This window comes from Halomonas sp. SL1, from assembly GCF_003030865.2.
In the GTDB taxonomy this organism is placed as follows: Bacteria; Pseudomonadota; Gammaproteobacteria; order Pseudomonadales; family Halomonadaceae; genus Halomonas; species Halomonas halophila.
Map to the genome: position 1 here is coordinate 1 of NZ_PYUQ02000025.1, position 26,432 is coordinate 26,432.

The window sequence follows — 26,432 nt, forward strand, 5'->3', positions numbered from 1 at the left end:
CCCCGAAGGTTGGATTGGGTGTCCAACTTTCGGGGTGCAGTTCACCAGTGGCCCGGGCGTCTCGCGTCGGTCAGCGGGACCGATCAGCCCAGCCAGCGACGAGCATTGCGGAACAGACGCATCCAGGCGCCGTCCTGAGTCCACTCGGTCGGACGCCAGGAATTGGTCACCGCACGCACCACGCGCTCGGGGTGCGGCATCATGGCGGTGACGCGGCCGTCCGGCGTGGTCAGGCCGGTGATGCCGGAGGGCGAACCGTTGGGGTTGGCCGGATAGCGGGTGGTCACCTGGCCATAGTTGTCCACGTAGCGCAGCGCCACCTGGGGGGAGCCCTGCATGCTGCGCAGGTGCGCGCTGTCGCGGAACTCGGCGCGGCCCTCGCCGTGGGCCACGGCGATCGGCAGCAGCGAGCCTTCCATGCCGGAGAGCAGGATCGACGGGCTCTCCTCCACGCGCACCATGGCCACGCGGGCCTCGAACTGCTCGGACTCGTTGCGCACGAAGCGCGGCCAGGCCTCGGCGCCGGGGATCAGCTCCTTGAGCTGGGAGAGCATCTGGCAGCCATTGCACACGCCCAGGGCGAAGCTGTCGTCGCGGCCGAAGAAGCCGGCGAACTGCTCCCGGGCCCGGTCGTTGAACAGCACCGACTTGGCCCAGCCGCCGCCGGCGCCCAGCACGTCGCCGTAGGAGAAGCCGCCGCAGGCCACCAGGCCCTTGAAGTCCTCCAGGCCGACGCGCCCCTCGAGGATGTCGCTCATGTGCACGTCGACGGCCTCGAAGCCGGCGTTGTCGAACGACCAGGCCATCTCCAGATGACCGTTGACGCCCTGCTCGCGCAGCACCGCCACCGCCGGCCTGGCGGTATTGACGAACGGCGCGGCGATGTCCTCGTTCACGTCGAAGCTCGGCTGGGCGGAGAGGCCCGGGTCGCGGCCGTCGAGCAGGCCGTCGAACTCGCTCTTGGCGCACTCGGCGTTGTCGCGCAGCGCCTGCATGCGATAGCTGGTCTCGCTCCAGGTGCGCTGGGCCAGCAGCCGGGTGGTCTCGAGCAGCGGCTCCTCGAACAGGGTCACGCGGACCTGGTCGTCGTAGCGCGGACGGGCGATCACGCCGCAGCTCTCGAGGCCGGCGCCGGCGAACTGCGCCAGCACTTCCTCGGTGTGCGCCCGCGGCACCTGGATCACCGCCCCGAGCTCCTCGGCGAACAGCGCGTTGAAGGCATCGGCGGGCTCGTCGATCAGCCAGTCGAGCTTGATCTCGAGGCCGGCGTGAGCGGCGAAGGCCATCTCCAGCAGGGTCACCAGCAGGCCGCCGTCGCTGCGGTCGTGGTAGGCCAGCAGCTTGCCGTCGGCGTTGAGGCCCTGGATCACGGTGAAGAACGCCTTGAGGTCCTCCGGATCGTCCAGGTCCGGGCACTCGTCGCCCACCTGGCCGTAGACCTGGGCCAGCGCCGAGCCGCCGAGGCGGTTCTTGCCGCCGCCGAGATCGATCAGGATCAGGTCGGACTCGTCCTGGGTCAGGTCGATCTGCGGGGTCAGCGTCTTCATGGCGTCGGTGACCGGGGCGAAGCCGGTGGTCACCAGGGTCAGCGGCGAGGTGATGCTCTTGTCCTCGACCTCGCCCTTGTCGTTCTCGGCCTGCCAGGCGGTGCGCATGGACATGGAGTCCTTGCCCACCGGCACGGCGATGCCGAGCGCCGGGCACAGCTCCATGCCCACGGCATGCACGGCGTCATACAGCGCCTGGTTCTCGCCCGGATGGCTGGCCGCGCTCATCCAGTTGGCGGAGAGCTTGACGTCGCCGAGCTTGGCGATCGGCGCCGCGGCCAGGTTGGTGATGGTCTCGGCCACCGCCAGGCGGGCGCTGGCGGCCGGATCGATCAGCGCCACCGGCGGGCGCTCGCCCATGGCCATGGCCTCGCCGGCATGGGTGTCGAAGGTCGCGGTGGTCACCGCCACGTCGGCCACCGGCACCTGCCACGGGCCGACCATCTGGTCACGGGCCACCTGGCCGGTGATCGAGCGGTCACCGATGGTGATCAGGAAGTTCTTGGACGCCACGGTGGGCAGGCGCAGCACCCGGTCCATGGCCTCGCGCAGGTCGAGGTTGTCGAGCATGATACCCGGCATCTCGCGGCTCTCGCGGCTGAACTCGCGGGTCATCTTGGGCGGCTTGCCGAACAGCACGCTCATCGGCAGGTCGACCGGCCTGGTGTCGAAGTGGCCGTCGCGGACCTCCAGGTGGTGCGCCTCGGTGGCCTCGCCGACCACGGCGTAGGGGCAGCGCTCGCGCTGGCACAGGGCATCGAAGGCCGCGAGGTTCTCCGGGGACACGGCGAGCACGTAGCGCTCCTGGGCCTCGTTGCACCAGATCTCCAGCGGGCTCATGCCCGGCTCGGCGTTGGGCACCTCGCGCAGCTCGAAGCGGCCGCCGCGGTCGCCGTCCTTGACCAGCTCCGGCAGGGCGTTGGACAGGCCACCGGCACCCACGTCGTGGATGAAGCAGATCGGGTTGTCGTCGCCCAGCGCCCAGCAGCGGTCGATCACTTCCTGCACGCGACGCTCGATCTCGGGGTTGTCGCGCTGCACGGAGGCGAAGTCCAGGTCGGCGCTGGAGGCGCCGGAGGCCATGGAGGAAGCCGCGCCGCCGCCCAGGCCGATCAGCATCGACGGCCCGCCCATCACGATCAGCTTGCCGCCGACCGGGATCTCGCCCTTCTGGACGTGGTCCTCGCGGATGTTGCCGTAGCCGCCGGCGATCATGATCGGCTTGTGGAAGCCGCGACGCTCGACGCCGTTGGCGCCCAGGGCGTCCTGCTCGTAGCTGCGGAAGTAGCCGGTCAGGTTGGGGCGACCGAACTCGTTGTTGAAGGCGGCGCCGCCGATCGGCCCCTCGAGCATGATCTCGAGGGCGTCGACGATGCGCTCGGGCTTGCCGTAGTCGAAGGCTTCCCAGGGCTGCACGAACTCGGGGATGCGCAGGTTGGAGACGGTGAAGCCGGTCAGGCCCGCCTTGGGCTTGCCGCCGATGCCGGTGGCGCCCTCGTCGCGGATCTCGCCGCCGGCGCCGGTGGCCGCGCCCGGATGCGGGGCGATGGCCGTCGGGTGGTTGTGGGTCTCCACCTTCATCAGGATGTTGACCGGCTCCTGGTGGGCGGCGTAGACGGCGCGCTCGGCGGCGTCGCCGGTCAGCGGCGCGGCGAAGAAGCGGCCGGCCCGGCTTCCGCGGATCACCGCGGCGTTGTCGCTGTAGGCCGAGAGGATGTCGTCCGGCGAGGCCTCATAGGTGTTCTTGATCATCTTGAACAGCGAGCGCGGCTGGGCCTCGCCGTCCACCACCCAGTCGGCGTTGAAGATCTTGTGCCGGCAGTGCTCGGAGTTCGCCTGGGCGAACATCATCAGCTCGACGTCGGCCGGGTTGCGGCCCAGGCCCTGGAAGGCCTCGCACAGGTAGTCGATCTCGTCCTCGGCCAGCGCCAGGCCCAGCGCGACGTTGGCCTCCTCCAGCGCCGGGCGACCGCCGCCGAGGATGTCCACCTGGCCGAGCGGCGCCGGCTCGTGGTGGGCGAACAGCTTGGCGGCATCGGAGGCGTCGAACAGCACCGTCTCGGTCATGCGGTCGTGGAGCGCCGCGAGGACGGCCTCGTAGGCCTCCTCGGAGAGCTCGCCGGCGAAGCGCACCCGGTAGGCGATGCCGCGCTCGAGGCGACGGATCTGGCTCAGGCCGCAGTTGCGGGCGATGTCGGTGGCCTTCGAGGACCAGGGCGACTGGGTGCCGATGCGGGGTACCACCAGGAACAGGCGACCGTCGCCCCGGGCACCGGTATCGTGGGCCGGGCCGTAGTCCAGCAGGCGCTCGAGCAGGCGGCGATCCTCGCCCTCCAGCTCGCCGTCGTGGTCGACGAAGTGCACGTAGTCGGCGCCGAGCGCCTCGACCTGTGGAGCCACGGCGTGCAACGCTTCGAGCAGCTTGGCATGACGGAAGGCGGAGAGGGCGGGCGCGCCACGCAGTTCGAGCATATCCTGGGGCCTCTGAAACAAGCAGAATGCGGTAAAGACGGGGGCCGCGGCCGGCGGCAATGAGCGCACATGATACTGGAAAGCGCGGGCGGCGAGAAATCGGCGTGGATGACAGCCTGCGAGGCGCTGGGTAAGGTGGCGGTACTCATCGCATCCCGACATCACTATGCTGGCATCCCTGCTCGACCACCTGCGCCGCCGCCGGCGCAACTACGCGACCCTGTGCGCGTTACTGGGGCTGGGCCTGATCACCGATCGCCCCCACCGCGCCCCCGGACCTCTGCTCGAGGAGGTACGGACGCGGGACTTCCTCAACGTCCAGACCCGTAACACCCCCACGACCTACTACGAGGGCCGCCAGGGGCCGACCGGCTTCGAATACGAGCTGATGCGGCGCTTCGCCGATTTCCTGGGCGTCAGCCTCAACCTGGACGCCGACCACGACATCGCAGGCGTCCTCGAGGCGGTCCGCCGCGAGGGCGATCTCGGCGCCGCGGCCCTGCCGCTGGACCCCACCCTGGACGGCCTGATGTTCAGCCGCCCCATCCTGCCGCTGCAACCGGTGCTGGTGTATCGCCGCGGGCTGCCGCCCCCCGGCGAGATTGCCGACCTCGAGGGTCTCGCGATCGGCACCCTGAGCAATACCGGCACCGATCGGGTGATGCACGAACTGAAGGCCGAGCACCCCTGGCTGAGCTGGCAGGAGGCCGATGACATCGAGGTCTCGGCACTGCTCGGCCGGGTTGCCGATGGCACCCTGGACGCCGCCGTGGTCTTCGAGCGCCAGTTCCGCCTCAACCGGCTGTTCTTCCCCGAGGTGGAGGACGGTTTCCGGCTGGGGCGCCCGCTGTCGCTGGCCTGGGCCTTCCCCAGCGAGCGCGGGCTCGGCCTGCTGCGCGAGGCCAATCGCTTCCTCGAGACGCTGCAGGACAGCGGCCTGCTGGCCCGCCTCGAGACCCGCTATCTGGGTCGCGACAACTATCTGGAATACGTCGGCGCGCGTACCTTCATCGGTCACGTCCACGAACGGCTGCCCACCTACGACGCCCTGTTCCGCGAGGCCGCTCGCGACAGCGGATTCGACTGGAAGCTGCTGGCCGCGGTGGGCTATCAGGAATCCCACTGGCGGCCCGACGCCACCTCGCCTACCGGGGTGCGCGGGCTGATGATGCTGACCAATGCCACCGCCGGGGAGCTCGGCGTCGACAACCGTCTCGACCCAGCCCAGAGCATCCATGGCGGCGCGCGTTACCTGCGCTCGCTAAAGGATCGTCTGCCGGAGTCGATAACCGGGGACGACCGCTTGTTCATGGCCCTGGCCGCCTACAACGTGGGCCTCGGCCATCTCTACGATGCCCGTCGCCTCGCCGAGATGCGCGGCGGCGACCCCGACACCTGGGAAGACGTGCGCGACGCCCTGCCCCTGCTGCAGGAGCGCGAATGGTACAGCAAGACCCGCTACGGCTATGCCAGGGGCGGCGAGCCGGTCATCTACGTTCGCAACATTCGTCGCTACCACGAGATCCTCGCCTATGTGGACCGCAGCCGTCAGCAGTTCCATCGCCTCAGCGCCCGTCAGCCCTCTGGCGCGGACGACACTGGCACCCCGCCGAGCGGCTGAGATCCGCTCATGAAATACCGGCTTGGCGCCCTGCCGCTGTCGGCCGCCGCCCCGCTGGTGGCGCTGCTCGGCCTGCTGATGGCGTCCCTGCCCCTGGCGGGAGCCGGCATGGAACTGATCGTCATCGGCCTGACCGCCGCCGGCCAGCTGGCCTGGCACCTGCGGCACCTGACGCTGTCGCGGCTGGTGACATGGCCGACGCTGGCCTGGCTGGCCATCGCCCTGCTCAGCTATCAGCTGCCGGAAGCCTGGGTGTCCCAGGCCGACTGGAACCGCTGGGCGGGGCGCCTGATGGCGGGGAGCCACATCGACGACTGGCGTCCTCCGCTGCTGATGTTGCTGTGCCTGGGCCTGCTGAACCTCAGCCTGCTGACCCGCACCCGAGCCAACCTCGGCGCCCCGCTGCTGATGAGCACCGCCGGCCTGGCGCTGCTCGCTCAACTGCTGGCCCCTCACCCCGCGGACGGGCCGCTGGCGCTGAGCCCCGACGGCCCACTGCTCGCAGCCCAGGCCTGCCTGCTGCTCGCCCAGCTGGTCGACATCCTCGGTGGCTGGCGGACCTCGCGAAACAGCATCCTGCGCGCCCTGTGGCCTTCGCTGCTGCTGGCCACGCTGACGATGGGACTGTGGTATCACCAGCATCGGGACGCCGACCGCCAGCAGCAGCAGGCGATCGCCGAGCTCGGGCAACGGCTGGGCCAGCGGCTCTCGGACGAGATCGACGACCACCTGGCCGCCATGCGTCGCTTCGCCGCGTCATGGCGCTGGCAGGACGCACCGCCCTCCGCCGACCAGTGGGCCTATCAGGCCGAGCTGTACCACCAGGACTTCCCGTACCTGCTCAACATCGCGTTCATCGACCCGCGAAGCCGTATCCTCCACGTACATCCGGCCAATGCGTACAACACGCCGTTGCTCGGCACCCGGCTGTTCGAGGCTCAGCCGGACGGACGCGAGGCGCTGGGCAAGGCCCTGCACGATGGCACCATCGGCCAGACCCGGGTCATCGCGCTGCTCCAGGGCCAGCCCGGCATGGTCCATTACCTGCCGGTCATCCAGGCCCGGGACGCCCGCATCCTCGGCGCCGTGGGCGTGGTGGTCGGCCTGCGCTCGATGGCGGACACGCTGTTCCGTCAGGTCGCCCCCGACACCGCCGCCCTGACGCTGCTGGACGGCGAACGGCTGCTCGCCCACCAGGGCACCGCCCGGCGCCCCGGCCCCTGGCGCCATGCCTCGCCGCTGACGCTGGACGACCTGTCGCTGACCCTGATCACCCGCCCCGGCCACGATGCACTGCTGGCCCGGCGCCCACGACTGCCGGTGGTCACCCTGGCGGCGGGGCTGACGCTGGCTTACCTGCTCTACCTGGCCCTGTTCGCCCGCCGCTACATGCAACTGCAGCACCGTCAGGCACGGCGCTCCAACCGCGAGCTGCGCCGCGAGGTGCGCAACCGCACCCGGCTGCAGCAGGAAGTCGAGTGGCTCGCCACGCACGACGAACTCACCCGGCTGCCCAACCGACGCCGCTTCCTCCAGGTGCTGGCGGAACACGACCGGGTGCGACCGCTGAGCGTGCTGCTGTGCGATATCGACCACTTCAAGCTGGTCAACGACCGGCTCGGTCACCTGGTCGGCGACCGCTATCTCGCCGAGCTGGGCCGACTCGGCCACGCGGTGCTCGATGCCGCCGGCGGCGTCTTCGCCCGGCTCGGCGGCGAGGAGTTCGTCGCCTGCCTGCCCGGGTCGAGCGCGGAAGACGCGGAAGCGGTGGCGAGGCGCCTGCAGGCGGCCCTCGCCGAGAGTCGGCTGACGCATCAGGACGGCGCACCGGTGACCCTCAGCGTCGGCGTGGCGACCCTCGACGAGGGGCCGCTGGTGGCCGATGAGCTGCTCCAGGCCGCCGACGACGCCCTCTACCGTGCCAAGTCACTGGGGCGCGACCGCATCGAGCGGGCCATCTCGCCGGCCGACCTACCCGTCGGTGGCCCCTGAACGGCGTTCGGCGAAGAAGGCCTTGAGCAGCTTCGAGACCCGGGCGGCCAGCACCCCGCCCTCCACCGTCACTCGATGGTTGTACCAGGGCTGGGCGAACAGGTTGGCCTTCGACTCGACCATGCCGGTGCGTGGCTCGGCGGCACCGTAGACCACCCGCGCCAGCCGCGCGTGGATGATCGCCCCGGTGCACATCAGGCAGGGCTCCAGGGTCACGAACAGGGTGCAGCCATCGAGGCGGTAGTTGCCGAGGCGCGTGCCGGCATCGCGCAGGGCGCGGATCTCGGCGTGGGCGCTGGGGTCATGGCCCGCCACCGGCGCGTTGTAGCCCTCGCCGACGATCTCGCCGGCGGCGTCCACCACCACCGCGCCGACCGGAACCTCCCCGGCCTCCCCGGCCAGCCGTGCCTGCTCGAGGGCACGATGCATGTAGAACTCGTCGCTGCGCATGACCGCCGACTCCCGTAGACTACTCAGAATGAAACATTCGTATGAACGCCCGCCACGCGCGGATGCCGTGGCCCATGGAGGATACCCGGAATGAGCGACGCCCTGAACGACCTGGCCGACCTGCTGCGCCTCGAGCCCCTGGAGGAGAACCTGTTCCGCGGCCGTAGCCAGGATCTGGGCCTGCCCCAACTGTTCGGCGGCCAGGTGCTCGGCCAGGCGCTCTCCGCGGCCACTCATACCGTGGACGCCAGCCGGCGCGTGCACTCGCTGCACGGCTATTTCCTGCGCCCCGGCGACGCCAGCCGCCCGGTGATCTACCAGGTCGACGCGGTGCGCGACGGCCGCAGTTTCACCACCCGCCGCATCACCGCCATCCAGAAGGGCCGGCCGATCTTCTTCTGCAGCGCCTCCTTCCACGGCCAGGAGAGCGGCCTCGACCACCAGCCGACGATGCCCGAGGTGCCCTCCCCGGAAGCCCTCGACCGGGCCAACCTGCACCAGCGCTTCCCTGGCCACCCCATCGAGTTCTGCCACATCGAGGACGACGCCGAGCCGGGGCGCCCGGCCCGCAAGCGGCTGTGGTTCCGCCTCGCCGGCGAGCTGCCGGACGACCCGGCTCTGCATCGCTACCTGCTCGCCTACAGCTCCGACTTCCACCTGCTGACCACCGCGCTGGTGCCCCACGGCAAGCGCTTCGGCGATCCCGACCTGCGTATCGCCAGCCTCGATCACTCGCTGTGGTTCCACCACGACGTCAGGGTCAACGACTGGCTGCTCTACGACATGGACAGCCCCTGGGCCGGCGGCGCCCGCGCCTTCACCCGCGGCAGCATCTACGACCGCCAGGGTCGCCTGGTCGCCTCCAGCGCCCAGGAGGGCCTGACCCGCGTGGAGGACTGAGCCGGGGACGTCGCGACCCGGGCCATGAACGACGACGCCGCCCCTGATATCAGGGGCGGCGTCGCGAGAAGTGGTGCCGGTGAGTGGACTCGAACCACCGACCTACGCATTACGAGTGCGTTGCTCTACCAGCTGAGCTACACCGGCTTTGCGCCGCATCATACGGCCCGACACGCCGCGCTGCCAAGAGGCCTCAGCGCCCGCTGCTGGCCGCCAGCAGGGTGCCCTCCGGCGGCTCGGCCTGGAAGTGCGCCCGTAGCCCTTCGACGATGGATGTCACCAGCGCCTGCTGATGGGCGCCGCTCTGCAGGCGACGTTCCTCGTTCGGATTGGAGATGAACCCGGTCTCGACCAGCAGCGAGGGAATGTCGGGCGACTTCAGCACCACGAAGGCGGCCTGCTCGACCTGCGACTTGTGCAGGTCGTTGATGCGCCCCAACCGCTCGAGGATGCGCCCGCCGGCGGCCAGCGACTGGTTGAGGGTGGCGTTCATGGAGAGGTCGAGCAACGCGCTGCGGGTGGCCATGTCCTGCTCGGCCAGGGCGATGAAGGCCTCGTCGTCGGCGATCACCGCGCGGTTCTCGCTGTTGGCCAGCCAGCGGGCGGACTCCGAGCTGGCACCGCTCGTCGACAGCGCATAGACCGAGCTGCCGTGGGGCCCCGGCCGGTCCACGGCATCGGCGTTGATCGAGACGAAGAAATCGACGCGATGCTCGCGGGCGATGGTCGTCCGTCGACGCAGCCCCACGTAGACGTCGCGATCCCGGGTCAGCACCGCGCGAAAGCCCGGCGCCTCGTTGAGGCGGCGCGCCAGTCGCCGGGCAAGCTCCAGCACCACGTCCTTCTCGTAGGTGCCACTCGGACCCACGGCGCCCGGGTCCTTGCCGCCATGACCGGCATCCACGGCGATCACGATATCGCGGCCACCACCGGTCGGCAGTGAAGGCGCAGGATCGACCGGCGCCGGCGGCGCAGACGCGGGGCCGGACGCGGCGAGGTCCAGTACCAGCCGATGCCCCTGAAGGCCTGCGGGCGGCAGCTCATGGCTCTCGACCTCGACGGGGCCGCTCAGGTCGAGCACCACCCGGGTGCCGTCGCCGCGGGCCCCGGTGCGAATGCCGGTGATCGGGCTGCCGGCCAGCGGCACATCCCCCAGCTCGCCGGCCAGACGACCCTCGGCCAGGTCGATGACCAACCGGTCCGGCCCGCGCAGCGTGAAGACATCGCTCGGCATCGCCGTGGAAAGGTCCAGCACCACCCGGGTATGCGCCGCCTCGCTGCGCAGTCGCAGATCCTGCACCTCGCCGCCGAGCGCCATCAGGCTCCAGAACAGCAGCGCGCCCGACAGGCAGGCCAGCAGGCGTGCGCCGCATCGGCGTCCACTCCGGGTTTCACGATCGATCATCTGACTGGCATCCCCTCACGGCACGAGTCGCCCTTCCCTAATGCGTCGGAAGAGTATCGGCCAGGATGGGAGAGGCTTGAGCGGGCACCGCGTCCGCGGAGACTCCCCGTTGCAGGGATGGACGTTCGGTGAAATACGGCAGAGGAAACGCAGGAAAGGAAGAGGTGGCCGGCACCCGGCGTCCGCGAGCTCGCGGACCGCCAGGATCAGGTGCAGGTCGAACCCTGCGCCTTAGATGTAGGCGTAGGCCATGCGGCTCTGGAAGTTGCGATAGGCGTTCTCGGTCATCACTTCCAGCACGCGGTAGGCACGCTTGCCGAAACGCTTGGCCAGGGAAGGACGGGCGGTGGCGGTAGCAGTCGTCATGGTAGATGATCCTTGCGTCGGTGGATGTCGAAGGCATTATACCTTTGTCTATATACTTTAGTCTAATCGTGACGCAGTGCAACATTCCACGTCCCACCGATCTCTCGCGTCACCGCACCTTGACCCTCATCAGCTCGTTCCAGCGGGTGGTGTAGCGCGCGGTACGATGCTCGCAGCGCAGCGGCCAGGCGGCGTGCTCGCCGGGCACACCGAAGCGAACGGTATCGCGGCCCATGCGGGCGTTGAGGCGATCGAGGGTGGCCATCAGCGCCTCGCCGCGCCGCCGCTCGGGGCCGTGGCCGGCCTGCAGCAGCGAGAGCTGATGACGCTCGGCGTCGACCAGGTCGAGCAGCATCACCCCGCACTTCTGATAGCGCACGCCGTCGAGGAAGATCGCCGCCAGGCCGCGCTGGGCGGCGGCGATCAGCTCCCGGGTGTCGTCGCTGGGGCCGGGCAGTGCCACCACCTGGCTGTTGCGGTACTGGCGCTCGCCGAGCCGGTGCGGGTCGCTGCGCAGGAACACCAGCACCGCGCAGGCGCGGCTGCCCTGGCGGCGCAGCTTCTCGGCGGCCCGGGCGCCGTGCTGGCGGATCGCGGCCTTGAGCTCGGCCGCCTCGCCGGTCAGCCGACCGAAGGAGCGCGACACCATGATCCGCTGGCGCGGCTCGGTGACGTCGTCCAGGGCGATGGCCGGTCGCCCGCGCAGCTCCCAGACCAGCCGCTCCAGCACCACCGAGAAGGTACGGCGGATCTGCTTGGGATCGGCCTGGCGCAGCTGCCAGGCGGTGTGGATGTCCTGCAGCGCCAGCCGCTCGGCGCTGCGCCGCGCCACGCCCCACAGCGCGTGCACCGGCAGCGCCTCGAGCACACGCCGGGTCTCGGGCGTATCGGCCTTGAGGAGGCAGACGCCGCCCAGAGCGGAGTGCGACTTGGCGACGCGATTGGCGGTCTTGGCCAGCACCCGGGTCGGCGCCAGCCCCACGCAGGTCGGAATGCCGGTATCGCGCAGCACCCGCCCGCGCAGCCGGTGGCCCCAGGCCTCGAGGTCGTCGGGCTCATGCCCGTCGAGGCCGACGAAGCTCTCGTCGATGGAATAGGCCTCGATCTCCGGCGAAAACTCACCCAGGACCCGGTTCACGCGCCGGCTCATGTCGCCGTAGAGGGCGTAGTTGCTGGACAGCAGCGTCATCCGGCGGCGCTGCGCGGGCGATATCTGGTGCGCCGGCATGCCCATCGCCACGCCCAGCGCCTTGAGCTCCGCCGAGCGCGCCACCACGCAGCCATCGTTGTTGGAGAGCACGCCCACCGCCCGGCCCTCCAGGCGCGGGTCGAAGACACGCTCGCAGCTGACGTAGAAGTTGTTGCTGTCGACCAGGGCGATCACGGCGCCGCTCCCGGCAGGGCGTGCAGCACATGGGTGACCACGCCCCACACGTGGCACTCGCGGCCGGCCAGCGGAATCGGCGCGTAGCGCGGGTTGCTGGCCTCCAGCACCAGGGCGTCGCCGCGCCGGGCCAGCCGCTTGACCGTGGGCTCGCCGTCCACGGCGATGATCACCACCCGCCCGGGCCGCGGCTCCAGGCTGCGGTCCACCACCAGCAGGTCGCCGTCATGAATGCCGTCGCCGAGCATCGAATCGCCCTCGGCGCGCACGAAGTAGGTGGAGGCCGGGCGGCGCACCACGTGGGCGTGAAGGTCGAGCTCCACGTCCAGATGATCGTCGGCGGGGCTCGGGAAGCCCGCCCGCACCCGGCATCCCAGCAGCGGCTGGACGGCCCCCGAAGAGGACGGCGCCGCGGCTCGCCCGCCCGCGGCGCCGAGAATCGGCGACGCCATGGCCACCTCCCTCGAATAATGTATTTATATACAGTATCCGAGAGCGATGACCGACTGGCAAGTCTCTCCGTTCGGCCTGGCCTACCTCTCGATCTGGCCTACCTCTCGATCTGGCCTACCTCTCGATCTGGCCTACCTCTCGATCTGGCCTACATCGCCACCTCGGCCGGCTTCACCAGGTCCTCGAACACGCCGAAGGCCAGCTGCATCACCTCGTGGTGGCTGCCGGCGCTGAAGGCGATCAGGTCGGCCTCGGCCAGGTGCGGCGAAACGAACACCTCCAGGTCGAAGAGGTTGCCGAAGGGCGGCATCGCCCCCGGCTCGCAGTCGGGAAAACGGTCCTGGAAATCCGCTTCCCTGGCCAGCTCGACGCGGCTGGCACCGACGGCCTGAGCGAAGCGCTGCAGGTCGACCCGGTCGGTGGCCGGCAGCACCGCCAGCGCCAGCCGGCCGTCGATCTCGACCATCACGCTCTTGGCGAAGTGGCGGCCGGGCACGTGGGCCGCCTCGGCGACTTCCTGGGCGGTGTAGGCCGTCGAATGCTGCTGGATGACATATTTGACGCCGTTCTCGTCGAGAAAGCGTCTGACGCGCTCCATGGGCATGGGAATCCCCTCCCCTGTGTCGTGAAAGGGTCTGAAGACGCCGGATCGGCGACGCGCGTCGGGATGGGTCACGGGGCGCCCCGTCCCGGCCGTCTCCTTTTCAGACTAGCAGCCCCGTGCACCACGAATGACGGCAATCCTTGACCTGGTACAGGTTGAGATTCACATGCCGCAGTCACCATCGACTGAACCGCCGACACCTTCACCCAACCACCGGACGGTCCCGCACGGGGCCGCCTCTCGTTTAAGGCGCGATCGTCGGGAAGACCTATGCTGAGGCAACGGGAAGCATCGCGCAGGGAGCGTCTCATGGAAGAAGTCACGCAGCAGTTCCTCGCCGGGCACGACACCGCCATCCGTCTGGCCGTGGCCCTGCTGCTCGGCGCCCTGATCGGCATCGAGCGCGGCTGGGTGGCACGCGAACAGAAGGCCGGCGAACGCATCGCCGGCATACGAACCCACGCCCTGGTCGGCCTGCTTGGCGGCCTCGCCGCCCTGCTCGCCGAGGTCGTCACCGAATGGGCCTTTCCGCTGCTGCTGGTCGTCGTCGCCGCGCTGGCCGGCAGCGCCTATCGCGCGCGGCTGCCCCAGAGCCGGGACTACAGCATCACCGGCCTGATCGGCCTGCTGCTGACCTTCTGCTTCGGCGCCGTGGCGGTGGCCGTGGACCTGGCGCTGGCCGCAGCCTGCGCGGTGGTCACCGCGCTGATCCTCGACAACAAGCGCGAGATCCACGGCTTGCTCAATCGCCTGCAGGCCCACGAGCTGGACGCGGGCCTGAAGCTGTTGCTGATCACGGTGGTGATGCTGCCGCTGCTGCCCGACCGCGGGCTGGGCCCCGGCGAGGCGCTCAATCCGCGCGAGCTATGGTGGATGGTGGTGATGATCGCCAGCATCTCCTTCATCGGCTACTTCGCCATGCGCCTGGGCGGCGCCGCCAAGGGCATCCTGTTCACCAGCCTGTTCGCCGGGCTCAGCTCCTCCACCGCCCTGACCCTGCACTTCAGCCGCCTGTCGCGCCAGCAGGCCGCGCTCACCCCCTTGCTGGCGGCGGGCATCCTGATCGCATGCGGCACCATGTTCCCGCGCATCCTGCTCTACTGCCTGGTGATCAACCCGGCGCTGCTGCCCAGCCTGGTGCTGCCGGTGGCGCTGATGACCCTGCTGCTCTATCTGCCGGCCCTGCTGCTGTGGCGCCGTCATCGCCAGGGAGCGCGCATCGAGCGCCCCGAGCGCCATCAGAACCCGCTGGAGCTGCGCATGGCGCTGCTGTTCGGCGTGCTGCTGGCGGCGATCATGCTGCTCGGCCAGTGGCTCCAGGCCTGGCTCGGCGACGCCGGCATCTACCTGCTGGCGGCGGCCTCCGGCGTGGCCGACGTGGACGCCATCACCCTGTCGCTGACCCGGCTCTCTCAGGATGCCATCCCGCCCTCGACCGCGGTGCTCGGCATCATCCTGGCCGCCTCGGTCAACAACGTGATCAAGGCCGGCATGGCCGCCGGGCTCGGCAGCGCGGCGCTGGGCAAGCGGGTCGCCCCGCCGATGCTGCTGTCGCTGCTGGTCGGGCTGGGCGTGGCCTGGTGGCAGTGACGCCGCTCACTCGGGAAACCGGCACGCTACCAGCGCCGCCAGATCGTCCTCGCAGGCCACACCGGGCGCCCGCGCCTCGTCGCCGTCGCGATACTTGCCGCTGCGCACCAGGCAGGCCTCGAGCCCCAGCTCGAGCGCCGCCGCCACGTCGCACTCGACGTCGTCGCCGACCATCAGCGCCTCATGCGGCTCGACGCCGGCATCCTCCAGCACGGCGCGGAAGAAGCCCGCGGCCGGCTTGCCGAGCACCGTCGCCTCGATCTCGGCAGCGTACTCCAGGGCGCGCACGAAGGGGCCCGCGTCCAGGTGCAGCTCGCCGCCCTGGCGAAAATAGCGATTGGTGCCCACGGTGAGCAGCGGCGCGCCGCGCTGCAGCAGCCCGAAGGCAGCGTCCAGATGGCGGTAGTCGAGGCGCTCGGCGGCATCGCCCAGCACCACGGCGTCGGGATCGGCGGTATCGAGGCCGGCGAACTCGGGCTCGAGGTCGGGATGGATCAGCAGGTAGGGCCGCAGTTCGTGAGCGAGCAGATGGGCCCGGATCGCCGCCGGCGCGGTGAAGACCTGCTCGGGCGCCACCGCGAAACCGAGCTCGCGCAGCTCGGCATGGACCCGCTCGCTGGTCTTGCGCGAGGTATTGGTGACGAAGCGCAGCGCCAGCTCGCGTGCCTGCAGCCGGGCCACCGCCTCCACCGCGCCGGGCAGCGCCCGGCCGTCCTCGTGCAGCACGCCGCTGATGTCGAGCAGTACGGCCTTGAGCATGTCGCCCTCCTCTCGAGAATCGCGCGGCCGCCTTCCCTCGGAGCCGGCCGCCTCCCGTCAGAGGATAGTGGAGCCCGACGCCGGGGGCTCGGCCGTGCCCTTCGATCAGTTCCGTCGATCGACGCCATCGACCCGCGCCAGCCAGGCCTCGGCCAGCCAGCGTCCGGCGCGCAGGATTTCCTCGTCGCGGGTGCCGGCGTAGCCCAGCACCAGCCCCGGCCGCCCCGGCGCCTGCTGATAGAAACCGGACAGCGGCGACAGAGTGATGCCGGCCGCCTCGCCGCGCTCGACCAGGGCCGCCTCGAGGGCGGGATCGTCGAGCCAGGCCACCAGATGCATGCCGGCCTGCCCCTCCGACAGCACCAGCCCACGTGCCACGGCAGGTGCCAGCGCCCGCCGCAGCAACGCCTGGCGCTGGCGGTAGCACTCGCGCATGCGGCGCACGTGCCGCGCGAAGTGCCCGGCGGCGATGAACTCGCCCAGCGCCGCCTGCACCGGGTACTGAGCCTCGCGATGCAGCCTCGCGTTGGCGCGACGGAAGGGCTCCACCAGCGGCGCCGGCAGCACCAGATAGCCGAGCCGGAGCCCCGGATAGAGCACCTTGCTGAGGGTGCCGACGTAGATCACCCGCGCCGCCTCGGTGAGCCCCTGGAGGGCGGCGACGGGCCGCTGGCCGTAGCGGAACTCGCTGTCGTAGTCGTCCTCCACGATCCAGGCGCCATGCGCCTCGGCCGCCTCGAGCAGCGCCAGTCGCCGCGCAAGGCTCATGGTCACGCCGCAGGGATACTGGTGGGAGGGCGTGAGGTAGATCAGCCGCGGGGCGCCGTGGCCCGCCGGCACGCGCGCCGGATTGAGGCCCTCGTCGTCCACCGGAGCCGGCACCAGCGAAAGGCCGGAGGCCTCGAAGCAGGCCCGGGCGCCGCCATAGCCGGGCTCCTCCATCCACACCGCCTCGCCGGGATCGGCCAGCATCCGTGCAATCAGCTCGAAGCCTTGCTGGGCCCCCTGCACCACCAGCACCTGCTCCGGGCGGCAGCGCACCGAGCGCGACAGCCGCAGGTAGTCGCACAGCGCCTCGCGCAGCGCCGGCACGCCACCCTCGGCGCGATAGTCACGCCAGGCCTCGGGGGCTCGCCGCCGGTGGCGCCGGAGCAGGCGTTGCCAGAGCTCGTCGGGGAAGCGGTCGAGGGCCGGCACGCCCGGCGGAAAGGCCTCGTGATGCCCGGCCGCGGCGCCGCTCAGTCGCAGCAGCCGCTCGCCACGTGCCGACAGCGCCGCCGCCGGCGGTGGGTCGTCCGACGTTTCCTGCGACGGCGCATCGACATGAGAAAACGGCAGATCGGCCACGTAGGTGCCGGCGCCGGGTCGGGCCTCCAGGAAGCCCTCGGCGACCAGCTGGTCGAGGGCGTCCAGCACGGTGTTGCGCCCCACGCCCAGCTCCCGCGCCAGGCGGCGGGAGGACGGCAGCCGGGCGCCGCTGGCCAGGCGCCCCGACTGCACCCAGTCGCGCAGCGCCCGATACAGGCGGCGCGTCAGCGGCAGCGAGGAGGACTCGCTCAATACCATGCCCAGCGCCTCGCCGAGCCAGTCGGCCCGCGCGGCGACAACCGGTTCCATCGTTTTATCCAATAGTGGTTCTTATCAGGGAACCACTATGCCCACAGACTCCGAGGCTGTCATCGCCCATCGCCACTCAGTCCAAGGAGATCACCATGCAAGGCACGAGGACAGCGACTTCCCCGGCGCATGACACGACATCGACACGCCCCGGTCATCACCCTCGCGATACGCACATGCCCCTGGCGCAGGCCCGGGCGCTGATCGACGCCCACGGCTTCGCCACACTCACCGACGACCGCCTGCGGGTCAGCCATCTGCCCCTGGTGCTCGAGCGCGACGAGGGCGACGAGCTCGGCACCCTCTACGGCCACTTCGCCCGCGCCAATCCGCACGGTCACGAGCTGGACGGCCGACGGGTGCTGGCGGTCTTCCACGGGCCCCACGGCTACGTGTCGCCGCGCTGGTACGCCGCCGGGCCGGCGGTGCCGACCTGGCACTACGCCGTCGTCCACGCCCGCGGCAGCGTCGAATGCCTCGACGATGCCGCCACCCTGGCCTCGATGGACGCCCTGGTGGCCCGGTACGAGCCCGAGCTGCTGAACGATGCGACGCTCATGAGCGTGGCCTATCGGCGGCGACTGCTCGCCGGCGTGGTCGGTTTCCGGATTCGGCTGGATGACCTGCGGGGCACCGCCAAGCTGGGCCAGCACCGTTCACGAGAGGATCGGGCCGGCGTGCTGGCCGGGCTCGGCGCCAGCGACGATCCGCTGGCCCGGCAGCTGGGGCGCTACGCCCGAGGCTATCTGGCGCAGGTGGTCGGGATGGACGACGAGGCCCCGCCTCGCTGATGGCTCAGCGCTCCGCGGCGGGTTCGGCGCGAGCGGCCTCTGCCTCGTCGCACTCGAGCCCCAGGAAGCCGCCGGACTGGCGCCGCCATAGCGCCGCGTAGAGGCCGTCGCGGGCCAGCAGCTCGCGGTGGCTGCCGACCTCGACGATGCGCCCCTCGTCGACCACCACCAGCCGGTCGAGCATGGCGATGGTCGACAGCCGGTGGGCGATGGCGATCACCGTCTTGCCCGCCATCAGCGCGTAGAGCTGCTCCTGGATGGCGGCCTCGACCTCGGAGTCCAGCGCCGAGGTGGCCTCGTCGAGCACCAGCAGCGGTGCGTTCTTGAGCAGCACCCGAGCGATGGCGATGCGCTGGCGCTGGCCGCCGGAGAGCTTCACGCCGCGCTCGCCGACGTGGGCGTCCAGGCCGCGCCGGCCCCTGGGGTCGACCAGGTCGTCGAGGAAGCCGTCGGCGTGGGCCTGGCGCACCGCGCGCATGATCGCCTCGTCGTCGGCCTCCGGGCAGCCATAGCGGATGTTGTCGCGCACCGAGCGGTGCAGCAGCGAGGTGTCCTGGGTGACCATGCCGATGTGCCGACGCAGCGATTCCTGGGTGACGCCGGCGATGTCCTGATCGTCGATCAGGATGCGCCCGCCCTGCAGGTCGTAGAAGCGCAGCAGCAGGTGGGCGAGGGTCGACTTGCCGGCGCCGGAGCGGCCGATCAGCCCGACCTTCTCGCCCGGGGCGATGGTCAGGTCGAAGCCGTCGAATACCGGCCGTTCCAGCGCCGCCCCGGGGCGCGCGTAGCCGAAGCGCAGCGCCTCGAAGCGGATCTCGCCGCGGCTCACGGAAAGCTCGCCCGCGTCCGGCGCGTCCTGCACCGCCGGCGTGCGGGCGATGGTGTTGATGCCGTCCTGCACGGTGCCGATGTTCTCGAACAGGCTCGCCACCTCCCACAGGATCCAGTCGGACATGAAGCGGATGCGCATCACCAGGGCGATGGCCACCGCGATCACGCCGAGCGACACCATCTCCAGATACCAGGCGCCGATGGCCAGCGTCGCCACCGAGGCCAGCAGCAGCGAGTTGAGCGCCGTCAGCGACACCGACAGCCAGGTGGCCAGGCGCATCTGGCCGTACACCGTGGTCATGAAGCCCTCCATGGCGTCGCGGGCGTAGGCCTCCTCACGGCGGCGGTCGGCGAACAGCTTGATGGTCTGGATGTTGCTGTAGCTGTCGACGATGCGCCCGGTCATGCGCGCCCGGGCGTCGGCCTGGGCCATGGACACCGCGCGCAGCCGCGGCACGAAGATCCGCATCAGGACGACGTAGCCGGCCAGCCACAGCACCAGCGGCGCCACCAGCCAGGGCTCGGCGCTGCCCAAGAGCCACATGGCGCCGACGAAGTAGACGACCACGTAGACCAGCAGGTCCATCAGCTTCATGACCGTCTCACGGATCGCCAGCGCCGTCTGCATCACCTTCTGGGACACGCGGCCGGCGAACTCGTCCTGGAAGAAGGCCATGCTCTGGGCCAGCATCTGGCGATGCGACAGCCAGCGGCCGAGCATCGGGTAGTTGCCGAAGATGCCCTGGTGGGTCAGCAGCGAGCGCAGCAACACCAGCAGCGGCAGGCCCACCAGCACCAATGCCGCGAGCCCCGCCAGGCGCCAGCCGTGGGCGGCGAAGAAGCCCTCGCGCTCGGCGCTGGAGAGCCAGTCGACCAGCTGCCCCATGCTGTGGAAGAACACCAGCTCCACCGCCGAGACCAGCCCCGCGACCACCGACATGGCCACCAGCAGCCCCGCCACCGGGCGCGAATAGAAGCGGATGAAGGCGAACAGCCCGCGCGGCGGCACGCCCATCTCGCGCTCGGGATAGGGATCGACCAGGGTCTCGAAGAAGCGGAACATCGGCACCTCCGGGCAGCGGGCATGCCCCCAGAATGCGCGCGCCGCCGACACCCGGCAAGGGCGCGGCAGCGCATGGAGGTTGCCCGCGATGTCAGGCGGGCGAAGTTACCAGGTCAGGCAGATCTTGCCGAAGTGGCGGCCGGCTTCCTGGTGGCGGAAGGCGTCGGCGATCTCGCCGAGCGGGAACTCGCGATCGATCACCGGCACCATGCCGTTGGCCTCGATGGCGCGGATCATCTCCTGCTGCTGAGTGCGGCTGCCGACGATCAGCCCCTGCAGGCGCGCCTGCTTGGCCATCAGCTTGGCCGTAGGCACCTCGCCGCCGCGGCCGGTCAGCACGCCGATCAGCGAGATATGGCCGCCGATGCGCACCGCCTCGATGGACTGCGGCAGCGTGCCCGGACCGCCCACCTCGATCACATGGTCGACGCCCCGGCCGCCGGTCAACGCCTTCACCTTGCGGCCCCACTCGGGCTCCTCGCGGTAGTTGATGACGTGCTCGGCGCCCATCTCGCGCAGCTTCTCGAGCTTGGCCTCGGACGACGAGGTGGCGATCACCCGCGCGCCCATCATGCGGGCGAACTGCAGGGCGAAGATCGACACGCCGCCGGTACCCAGCACCAGCACGGTATCGCCGGCCTTGAGGCCGCCGTCACCCACCAGCGCGCGCCAGGCGGTCAGCCCGGCGGTGGTCAGGGTCGCCGACTGGGCGTGGGACCAGCCCTCGGGCTGGCGGGTGAACCAGGTCGCCGGCCGCACCACCGCCTCGCGGGCATAGCCGTCGACGCCGTCGCCCGGCACGGTGACGAAGTCGCCGTGGCGCGCCGGGCCGTCCAGCCACTCGGGGAAGAAGGTGGAGACCACCGCATCGCCGACGGCGAACTCGGTCACGCCCTCGCCGACCGCCTCGACCTCGCCGGCGCCGTCGGACATCGGGATACGGCCGTCCTCGGTGGGCATCGCGCCGGCCACTACGCCGTAGTCGTGGAAGTTGAGCGAGCTGGCGTGCAGGCGCACGCGGATCTCGCCGGGGCCGGGCTCGCCGGGTGCCGCCTGTTCGCCGAGTTCGAGATGATCGAGCCCGCCCGGGGCCTTGAGAGTCACGACCTGCATGCTGCCTCCTGCTTAAATGAATAGCTTGCTAACGTACTCGACAATGAGGGCTACACGCGCGAGCTTCAAGGCCGCTCGTGCAATTGCCAGTCGTTGTCGGTGAGCGGCTCGCCCCCGCCCGGGGTGACGCGCACGGTGTCGCTGATGCCGATGCCGAAGCGCCCCGGCAGGCGCAGGCACAGCGGCAGATGGAAGACCATGTCGGCCTCGAGCTCACGGGTCTGGCCCCGGGCGAGATAGCCGGTACCCTCGACCCAGCTGGGCGGAAACTGGGCACCCACCGAGTAGCCGAAGACGCCGGAGAAGAAGGCTCGCTCGGCGATCCCTGCGTTCAAGCCGGCGATGGCCGCCTCGCCGGCCCGGGCCGCGTCGTCGAAGGTGTTGCCCGGCCGCAGCGCCGCGCACAGCGCCTCGAAGGCGGCCCGGCAGGCGTCGCGCAGCGCCCGCATCTCGTCGTCGGCACGGCCGGCCACGACGGTGCTCATCATCGGCGCCGTATAGCGCTCGAAGGCCGAGCCGAACTCCAGGAACACCGGCTCGCCCGCGCCGATGGTGCGCCGCTTGTGGTTGACGTGGATGGTGCCGGAGCGCGGCCCCACGGTGACGATGGGCTGCAGGCTCATGAACTCGCTGCCCGCCGCCAGCATCGCCCGGGCGCCCTCCGCCGCCACCGCGCCGTCGCTGACGCCGGGCGCGACGACGTCCCGCGCGGCGCGGATGCCGAGCCCGGTGATCCGCGCGCTCTCGCGCAGGCAGTCGAGTTCCCACGGGCTCTTCACCAGCCGCAGCGCATCGACCAGCGCCCCGCCGTCGTCGCGGAAGCGCCCGGCGCCGAGCCGTTGCTGCAGCGGCGCCAGCACGCCGTGACGCAGCCCGGCACTCAGCGGGTCGAGGCCGATGGCGCGATGGGGCGCCAGGGTCTCGGCCAGCGGCGCGATCACCTCCTCCGGGCTCTCCCAGCGATAGCCGAGGATCTCGTCGACCCGGGCGGTGACCACCGCCGGGCCGGTCTCGATGGATGGCACCTGCAGCACCAGGCGTGCGGCGTCGACCACCAGGCAGGCGTGCACCGAGACCTCGAAGGTGTGGTAGCCGGTGAGATAGTAGAGATCGGCGGGATCGGTGAGCAGCAGCGCGTCCAGTCCGGCGTCGGCCATGGCCTCGCGCAGACGCCGGCAGCGGGCGTCGAGCTCGGCCTCGGGCACCGGCACCTCGCTGCCGGCCAGGCGTTCGGCGAGGGCGTGGCGATAGGCGTGATGATCCATGCGGCGGACTCCAGCGGGTGGCCTGAGGCCAGTGTAGACGCCGGCGGCGGGAAAAATCAGGGCTGTCACCGGCGCCCGCTGTCTCGTAGAATCCAGTGCCGAGAACAGTCGCAACAGGAAAACGCAATGGGCAGGGCCTTCCAGAACCGCAAGGAATCCATGGCCAAGACGGCCGCCGCCAAGACCAAGGTCTACAGCAAGTACGGCCGCGAGATCTACGTCTGCGCCAAGCAGGGCGGCGTCGACCCCCACGGCAACCTGGCGCTGCGCGGCCTGATCGAGCGCGCCAAGAAGGACCAGGTGCCGTCCCACGTGATCGACAAGGCCCTGGACAAGGCCAGCGGCGCCGGCGGCGAGGACTTCGAGCCGGCGCGCTACGAGGGCTTCGGCCCGGGCAACGCCATGGTCATCGTCGAGTGCCTGACCGACAACCCGAACCGTACCATCGGCGACGTGCGCACCTGCTTCACCAAGACCAAGAGCAAGCTGGGCACCCCGGGCAGCGTCAGCCACATGTTCGACCACTGCGCCATCCTGGCCTTCCAGGGCAGCGACGAGGAGGCCGTGCTCGAGGCGCTGATGGAAGCCGACGTCGACGTCACCGACATCGAGAACGAGGACGGCCACATCACCGTCTTCGCGCCGCACACCGAGTACGCCAAGGCCAAGCAGGCGCTGATCGACGCCTTCGGCGAACTGGACTTCGAGACCGACGAGATTCAGTTCCTGCCCCAGGCCACCACTCCGGTGGAAGGCGACGACGTGGCGCTGTTCGAGAAGCTGCTGGACATGCTCAACGACGTGGACGACGTCCAGAACGTCTACCACAGCGCCGAGCTGCCCTGAGCCTCGATCCCTGGCCCCAGGGCCAGCAACGAAAGCCCAGCAACGACAGCGCAGGAACGACAGCGGCCGGCTCCCTCGGGAGCCGGCCGCTGTCGTTGGTGACGCGGATCACGCTGGCGTCAGGTCAGGTGACGCACCTCGAAGCGCGCGATCACCTCGCCCTCGGCGTCGAGCAGCTCGAGCCAGTCGGCCCGCACCCGATAGCCGGCCACGTGCTCGAGCATGGCAAGGAAACGCGGTTCGAGATCGTGGCCCGGCACGCAGGCCATGCGCGTGCTCGCCACGGTGCCGATGCTCAGGGTATCGCCCTCGCGACGGTACTCGCCGGCCAGGCGGTTGCAGCCGCTGAAGCCGGCCAGCCGCCCTTGCTCGCCGTGAAAGACCAGATGCGGTTCGCGCGCGCCCTCGGCCACGTCGACGGGCTCGCCGCCCAGCTCGATCAGCTTCCAGTAACTATCCTCCAGGGTCTCGCTGACGAACTGCCCCGCGCGCTGCACACGGTAGTTCAGCGAGGACTCGATCGCGTTGCCCTCGAGATCGAGCATCTCGAGGGCAACGCCCCCGTCGACGATTCGCCACTGGCGAGGCCCCTGCCCGCCACCGCTCAGCGTCAGGGTCTCGCCGCTGGCATCCAGCGACCACTCGCCCTGCTCATGGAAGCGGCGCCCGTCGTCGTCGCCCAGATACACCGACGAGAGGGTGTAGACGCCGTCGGGGAACAGCGAGAGCCGGTAGTGAATCCCTGCACAGTCGGCACAGGGCAGCTCGCCGCGATAGCTGGCCGGCAGCTCGCCGAGCGCCGCTTCGGCCTGGGGTGAACGCTCGACGGCCGCACACCCCGCCAGCCACAGCGCCACCACCAGGAAATAAGAAAACTGAAAGAGTCGTTTCATGGGCCATCGTCCTGTTTGATGAGTCAAAAAGCGTGCTTTCGACCCGCGCGGTGCCCCAAGGTTCGCCGCCCGGCCGTCAGCGGCTGATGCGGCGGGCACGGAAGGTACGGCCCTTGAGGCGGCCGCCGTTCAGCTGCGCCAGGGCGGACTCGGCCAGCTCGCGCTCGACGGCGACGTAGGTGCTGCGGGCGAGCACCTTGATCTTGCCGATCCGCGCCCCGTCGAGGCCGCCCTCCCCGGTGAGCGCACCGAGGATGTCACCGGGGCGAATCTTCTGCTGCTTGCCGGCACCCAGCTGCAGCGTCGCCATGGGCGCACGCAGCGGCGCCGGCTCGCCCTTCAGGCGCGGCAGCGCCTCGGTCTCGAGAGCCTGGCCGAGGAAGTCCCCGAGCCGTTCCAGTCGATACGTTTCGTTCTCGCCGACCAGGGTGAAGGCCACGCCCTGGTGGCCGGCCCGGCCGGTGCGCCCGACGCGATGCACGTGCACCTCGAGCTCCCGGGCGATGCGGTAGTTGAACACCGCATCGAGCGCCGCGATATCCAGCCCCCGGGCCGCCACGTCGGTGGCCACCAGCACCGAGGCGCTGCGGTTGGCGAACAGCACCAGCAGCCGGTCGCGGTCCTTCTGCTCCAGGTCGCCGTGCAGCGCCAGCGCACTGATGCCCGCGTCGTCCAGGGCGGCGGCGAGCTCGCGGGTCTCCTGCTTGGTGTTGCAGAACACCACGCTGGCGGTCGGGCGCCGGTGCAGCAGCAGCAGGCGCAGGGCCTCGAAGCGCGCCGCGTCGTCCGCCACCCGGTAGAAGTGTTCGCGAATGGTGTCCTCGTCGTGGGGCTCTTCGATCGAGATCGCGACCGGGTCGCGGGTGCGCTCCTCGGCCAGCGGGCGCACGCTGTCGCCGTAGGTGGCGCTGAACAGCCAGGTCCGGCGGCTCTCGGGGGTCGCGGCGATGATCGCCTCCAGGGTCGCCTGGAAGCCCATGTCGAGCATGCGGTCGGCCTCGTCCAGCACCAGGGTGTCGAGGTCCGACAGCGCCAGGCTGCCCTTGCGCAGGTGCTCCTCCACCCGGCCCGGGGTGCCGACGACGAAATGGGCGCCGTGGGCCAGCGAGGCCAGCTGCGGCCCCAGGGGCGCGCCGCCGCACAGCGTCAGCACCTTGATGTTGGGCAGGCCACGCGCCAGCCGGCGCAGCTCCTCGGCGACCTGATCGGCGAGTTCACGGGTCGGGCACAGCACCAGCCCCTGCACCCGGAAGCTGGCCGGCGCGAGCCGCGACAGCAGGCCCAGCCCGAAAGCCGCGGTCTTGCCCGAGCCGGTGCGGGCCTGAGCGATCACGTCGCGTCCGTCGAGCATCGCCGGCAGGCTCTCGGCCTGGATCGGCGTCATCTGCCGATAGCCCAGCGAGTCGAGGTTGGCGAGCAGCTCGGCGGAGAGCGGCAGGCGAGAGAAGGCGCCGATGGCGGCGTCCTGGGAAGGGGCATCAGTCACGGGATGGACCTGTCTGGAACGGCATGAAAGCGGGAGGGCGACGCTACCCAGTTGCCGGCTTCGGGGCAAGCGGAAAAGTGCCGGCGTCGGGGCAAGGGGAAAAGCTGCCGGCTCCGGGGCAAGTGAAAAGCGCGTCGCGCGCCCTCGCTGCCGCCTACTCCACGTGAACGGTGATGGGCTCGGAGGCCACGGTCGGCTCGAAGCTCAGGTGGCGATAGTCGAGAAACAGCAGCTGCAGGGTGTGCTCGCCGGGCGGCAGCTCCAGGGTGACCTGGGTCTGGCCGCCGCCGAAGTGGCGGGTCTGCTCGGTGGAGGGCAGCGGCTGGGAAAGATCGACCTCCTCGAGGGGCGTGTCGATCAGCAGGTGATGGTGGCCGGTGGCCTCGGCCTCGGTGCCGGCCGGGGCCACGCCCATGCCCTCGAGCCCCATTCGCACGGTGACGGGCCCGCTGACGGTGGCGCCATCCTCGGGGGAGATGAAGTAGACCTCGGCGTCGGACGGTGCCGCGACGGGCTCCATCTGGGCCAGGGCGACGGCCGGCAGCGCGGTGGCCAGCGAGACGATGCATCCTGCAAACCAATGACGCATGGCGATACCTCGATAGAAGAGAGCTGGAAGTGTCAGGACGGTCCTGCGCCCGATGTCTGCCGGGCGGCCATCCGCGAGCGTGACGGCTTCAGTGTAGCAATCACGTGCCATCGGGCCGACCGGGTTCACCAGCGCATGCCGGCGCTAGCCATCGTCGGACGACTCGCTCAGACGAAAGGCACGCCGCTTCAGCTCGTCGATGCGATCGGGCGGCGTGTCGCGGGTCACGCGAACGATATCGCCGGCGAAGATCGCCGGCACCCGGGCCTGCTGCCCGAGCATCACCATGCGCATCGCCTCGGCCATGGCCACGCCGTTGTCGTCGTTGATACGCATGGCGGTGACGTCCAGCCCGCCCGGCCCCAGCGCTTCGAGCCTGTCTCTTATACACATCT

General features: G+C 70.5%; 21 protein-coding genes, 1 tRNA gene and 1 pseudogene. 6 read left to right on the forward strand and 17 right to left on the reverse strand.

Going from position 1 to position 26,432, the window contains the following annotated elements:
* Positions 1 to 83: 83 nt before the first annotated feature.
* Positions 84 to 4,019, reverse strand: coding sequence for a phosphoribosylformylglycinamidine synthase (purL, locus tag C9J49_RS15580; RefSeq protein WP_107182463.1), 3,936 nt, complete (start codon positions 4,017 to 4,019; stop codon positions 84 to 86).
* Between the two features lie 166 nt (positions 4,020 to 4,185).
* Here purL and mltF point away from each other — a divergent pair, with 166 nt between their 5' ends.
* On the forward strand, positions 4,186 to 5,640 hold the full coding sequence (gene mltF, locus C9J49_RS15585) for a membrane-bound lytic murein transglycosylase MltF (RefSeq protein ID WP_107182464.1): 1,455 nt from the start codon (positions 4,186 to 4,188) through the stop codon (positions 5,638 to 5,640).
* Positions 5,641 to 5,649: 9 nt separating this feature from the next.
* Positions 5,650 to 7,632: a diguanylate cyclase gene (locus C9J49_RS15590; RefSeq protein WP_107182465.1), complete on the forward strand. Its 1,983-nt coding sequence runs from the start codon at positions 5,650 to 5,652 to the stop codon at positions 7,630 to 7,632.
* On the opposite strand, the gene tadA is transcribed toward C9J49_RS15590, so the two are convergent.
* Positions 7,612 to 8,082, reverse strand: a complete 471-nt coding sequence (gene tadA / locus C9J49_RS15595; RefSeq protein WP_035597582.1) for a tRNA adenosine(34) deaminase TadA — start codon at positions 8,080 to 8,082, stop codon at positions 7,612 to 7,614. The genes C9J49_RS15590 and tadA overlap by 21 nt on opposite strands.
* 90 nt (positions 8,083 to 8,172) lie before the next feature.
* Here tadA and C9J49_RS15600 point away from each other — a divergent pair, with 90 nt between their 5' ends.
* Complete coding sequence (locus C9J49_RS15600; protein ID WP_107182466.1) at positions 8,173 to 8,982, forward strand: acyl-CoA thioesterase II; 810 nt, start codon at positions 8,173 to 8,175, stop codon at positions 8,980 to 8,982.
* Between the two features lie 71 nt (positions 8,983 to 9,053).
* On the opposite strand, the gene C9J49_RS15605 is transcribed toward C9J49_RS15600, so the two are convergent.
* From C9J49_RS15605 to C9J49_RS15625, 6 genes are all read right to left on the reverse strand, one after another.
* A tRNA-Thr gene (locus tag C9J49_RS15605) sits at positions 9,054 to 9,129 on the reverse strand.
* Between the two features lie 46 nt (positions 9,130 to 9,175).
* On the reverse strand, positions 9,176 to 10,387 hold the full coding sequence (locus tag C9J49_RS15610) for an N-acetylmuramoyl-L-alanine amidase (RefSeq protein ID WP_107182467.1): 1,212 nt from the start codon (positions 10,385 to 10,387) through the stop codon (positions 9,176 to 9,178).
* 231 nt (positions 10,388 to 10,618) lie between these two features.
* Positions 10,619 to 10,753 carry a hypothetical protein gene (locus C9J49_RS17375; protein WP_258394089.1) on the reverse strand — a complete coding sequence of 45 codons (135 nt, stop codon included), beginning with the start codon at positions 10,751 to 10,753 and terminating at the stop codon, positions 10,619 to 10,621.
* Positions 10,754 to 10,862: 109 nt separating this feature from the next.
* The gene (locus C9J49_RS15615; protein ID WP_107182468.1) at positions 10,863 to 12,137 is read right to left on the reverse strand and encodes a Y-family DNA polymerase; all 1,275 of its coding nucleotides are present in this window, start codon (positions 12,135 to 12,137) and stop codon (positions 10,863 to 10,865) included.
* Positions 12,134 to 12,589 carry a LexA family transcriptional regulator gene (locus C9J49_RS15620; RefSeq protein WP_246124662.1) on the reverse strand — a complete coding sequence of 152 codons (456 nt, stop codon included), beginning with the start codon at positions 12,587 to 12,589 and terminating at the stop codon, positions 12,134 to 12,136. The genes C9J49_RS15615 and C9J49_RS15620 overlap by 4 nt, the downstream gene beginning before the upstream one ends.
* A 149-nt stretch (positions 12,590 to 12,738) precedes the next feature.
* The gene (locus tag C9J49_RS15625) at positions 12,739 to 13,188 is read right to left on the reverse strand and encodes an aminoacyl-tRNA deacylase (RefSeq protein WP_258394090.1); all 450 of its coding nucleotides are present in this window, start codon (positions 13,186 to 13,188) and stop codon (positions 12,739 to 12,741) included.
* Between the two features lie 315 nt (positions 13,189 to 13,503).
* Here C9J49_RS15625 and C9J49_RS15630 point away from each other — a divergent pair, with 315 nt between their 5' ends.
* Positions 13,504 to 14,784 (forward strand): DUF4010 domain-containing protein, encoded by a 1,281-nt coding sequence (locus C9J49_RS15630; RefSeq protein ID WP_046078261.1) that lies wholly within the window; start codon positions 13,504 to 13,506, stop codon positions 14,782 to 14,784.
* Between the two features lie 6 nt (positions 14,785 to 14,790).
* On the opposite strand, the gene C9J49_RS15635 is transcribed toward C9J49_RS15630, so the two are convergent.
* Both C9J49_RS15635 and C9J49_RS15640 read right to left on the reverse strand, forming a co-directional pair.
* Positions 14,791 to 15,543 carry a TIGR01458 family HAD-type hydrolase gene (locus C9J49_RS15635; protein ID WP_107182469.1) on the reverse strand — a complete coding sequence of 251 codons (753 nt, stop codon included), beginning with the start codon at positions 15,541 to 15,543 and terminating at the stop codon, positions 14,791 to 14,793.
* Positions 15,544 to 15,648: 105 nt separating this feature from the next.
* Entirely contained in the window at positions 15,649 to 17,160 is a 1,512-nt protein-coding gene (locus C9J49_RS15640) for a PLP-dependent aminotransferase family protein (protein ID WP_107182470.1), read from the reverse strand.
* Between the two features lie 176 nt (positions 17,161 to 17,336).
* On the opposite strand from C9J49_RS15640, the gene C9J49_RS15645 reads away from it, so the two are divergent.
* On the forward strand, positions 17,337 to 17,951 hold the full coding sequence (locus C9J49_RS15645) for an FMN-binding negative transcriptional regulator (protein ID WP_107182471.1): 615 nt from the start codon (positions 17,337 to 17,339) through the stop codon (positions 17,949 to 17,951).
* 4 nt (positions 17,952 to 17,955) lie between these two features.
* Here C9J49_RS15645 and C9J49_RS15650 read toward each other — a convergent pair whose 3' ends face one another.
* The 3 genes from C9J49_RS15650 to C9J49_RS15660 form a co-directional block, all read right to left on the reverse strand.
* Positions 17,956 to 19,845, reverse strand: a complete 1,890-nt coding sequence (locus C9J49_RS15650; RefSeq protein ID WP_107182472.1) for an ABC transporter ATP-binding protein — start codon at positions 19,843 to 19,845, stop codon at positions 17,956 to 17,958.
* Positions 19,846 to 19,950: 105 nt separating this feature from the next.
* Positions 19,951 to 20,958, reverse strand: coding sequence for an NAD(P)-dependent alcohol dehydrogenase (locus C9J49_RS15655; protein WP_107182473.1), 1,008 nt, complete (start codon positions 20,956 to 20,958; stop codon positions 19,951 to 19,953).
* Between the two features lie 65 nt (positions 20,959 to 21,023).
* Complete coding sequence (locus tag C9J49_RS15660) at positions 21,024 to 22,223, reverse strand: Xaa-Pro peptidase family protein (protein ID WP_107182474.1); 1,200 nt, start codon at positions 22,221 to 22,223, stop codon at positions 21,024 to 21,026.
* A 126-nt stretch (positions 22,224 to 22,349) separates the two neighbouring features.
* On the opposite strand from C9J49_RS15660, the gene C9J49_RS15665 reads away from it, so the two are divergent.
* Positions 22,350 to 23,069 carry a YebC/PmpR family DNA-binding transcriptional regulator gene (locus C9J49_RS15665; RefSeq protein WP_046078267.1) on the forward strand — a complete coding sequence of 240 codons (720 nt, stop codon included), beginning with the start codon at positions 22,350 to 22,352 and terminating at the stop codon, positions 23,067 to 23,069.
* 119 nt (positions 23,070 to 23,188) lie between these two features.
* Here C9J49_RS15665 and C9J49_RS15670 read toward each other — a convergent pair whose 3' ends face one another.
* From C9J49_RS15670 to C9J49_RS17220, 4 genes and pseudogenes are all read right to left on the reverse strand, one after another.
* Positions 23,189 to 23,962, reverse strand: a complete 774-nt coding sequence (locus C9J49_RS15670; protein ID WP_107182475.1) for an META domain-containing protein — start codon at positions 23,960 to 23,962, stop codon at positions 23,189 to 23,191.
* A gap of 76 nt (positions 23,963 to 24,038) precedes the next feature.
* Positions 24,039 to 25,448, reverse strand: a complete 1,410-nt coding sequence (gene dbpA / locus C9J49_RS15675; RefSeq protein ID WP_107182476.1) for an ATP-dependent RNA helicase DbpA — start codon at positions 25,446 to 25,448, stop codon at positions 24,039 to 24,041.
* Positions 25,449 to 25,602: 154 nt separating this feature from the next.
* Positions 25,603 to 26,037: a DUF4399 domain-containing protein gene (locus tag C9J49_RS15680; protein ID WP_107182477.1), complete on the reverse strand. Its 435-nt coding sequence runs from the start codon at positions 26,035 to 26,037 to the stop codon at positions 25,603 to 25,605.
* 144 nt (positions 26,038 to 26,181) lie between these two features.
* Positions 26,182 to 26,432 (reverse strand): annotated as a pseudogene (locus C9J49_RS17220) (ABC transporter substrate-binding protein); the annotation flags it as partial.

Coding starts and splice junctions, on each gene's coding strand:
- C9J49_RS15665 (WP_046078267.1), top strand. CDS start 22,350: ATGGGCAGGGCCTTCCAGAACCGCAAGGAATCCATGGCCAAGACGGCC.
- C9J49_RS15660 (WP_107182474.1), bottom strand. CDS start 22,223: ATGGATCATCACGCCTATCGCCACGCCCTCGCCGAACGCCTGGCCGGC.
- C9J49_RS15625 (WP_258394090.1), bottom strand. CDS start 13,188: ATGGAGCGCGTCAGACGCTTTCTCGACGAGAACGGCGTCAAATATGTC.
- C9J49_RS15645 (WP_107182471.1), top strand. CDS start 17,337: ATGCCCCTGGCGCAGGCCCGGGCGCTGATCGACGCCCACGGCTTCGCC.
- C9J49_RS15640 (WP_107182470.1), bottom strand. CDS start 17,160: ATGGAACCGGTTGTCGCCGCGCGGGCCGACTGGCTCGGCGAGGCGCTG.
- C9J49_RS15655 (WP_107182473.1), bottom strand. CDS start 20,958: ATGCAGGTCGTGACTCTCAAGGCCCCGGGCGGGCTCGATCATCTCGAA.
- C9J49_RS15590 (WP_107182465.1), top strand. CDS start 5,650: ATGAAATACCGGCTTGGCGCCCTGCCGCTGTCGGCCGCCGCCCCGCTG.
- C9J49_RS15635 (WP_107182469.1), bottom strand. CDS start 15,543: ATGCTCAAGGCCGTACTGCTCGACATCAGCGGCGTGCTGCACGAGGAC.
- C9J49_RS15610 (WP_107182467.1), bottom strand. CDS start 10,387: ATGATCGATCGTGAAACCCGGAGTGGACGCCGATGCGGCGCACGCCTG.
- C9J49_RS17375 (WP_258394089.1), bottom strand. CDS start 10,753: ATGACGACTGCTACCGCCACCGCCCGTCCTTCCCTGGCCAAGCGTTTC.
- tadA (WP_035597582.1), bottom strand. CDS start 8,082: ATGCGCAGCGACGAGTTCTACATGCATCGTGCCCTCGAGCAGGCACGG.
- C9J49_RS15630 (WP_046078261.1), top strand. CDS start 13,504: ATGGAAGAAGTCACGCAGCAGTTCCTCGCCGGGCACGACACCGCCATC.
- C9J49_RS15650 (WP_107182472.1), bottom strand. CDS start 19,845: ATGTTCCGCTTCTTCGAGACCCTGGTCGATCCCTATCCCGAGCGCGAG.
- C9J49_RS15620 (WP_246124662.1), bottom strand. CDS start 12,589: ATGGCGTCGCCGATTCTCGGCGCCGCGGGCGGGCGAGCCGCGGCGCCG.
- C9J49_RS15670 (WP_107182475.1), bottom strand. CDS start 23,962: ATGAAACGACTCTTTCAGTTTTCTTATTTCCTGGTGGTGGCGCTGTGG.
- mltF (WP_107182464.1), top strand. CDS start 4,186: ATGCTGGCATCCCTGCTCGACCACCTGCGCCGCCGCCGGCGCAACTAC.
- C9J49_RS15680 (WP_107182477.1), bottom strand. CDS start 26,037: ATGCGTCATTGGTTTGCAGGATGCATCGTCTCGCTGGCCACCGCGCTG.
- C9J49_RS15600 (WP_107182466.1), top strand. CDS start 8,173: ATGAGCGACGCCCTGAACGACCTGGCCGACCTGCTGCGCCTCGAGCCC.
- purL (WP_107182463.1), bottom strand. CDS start 4,019: ATGCTCGAACTGCGTGGCGCGCCCGCCCTCTCCGCCTTCCGTCATGCC.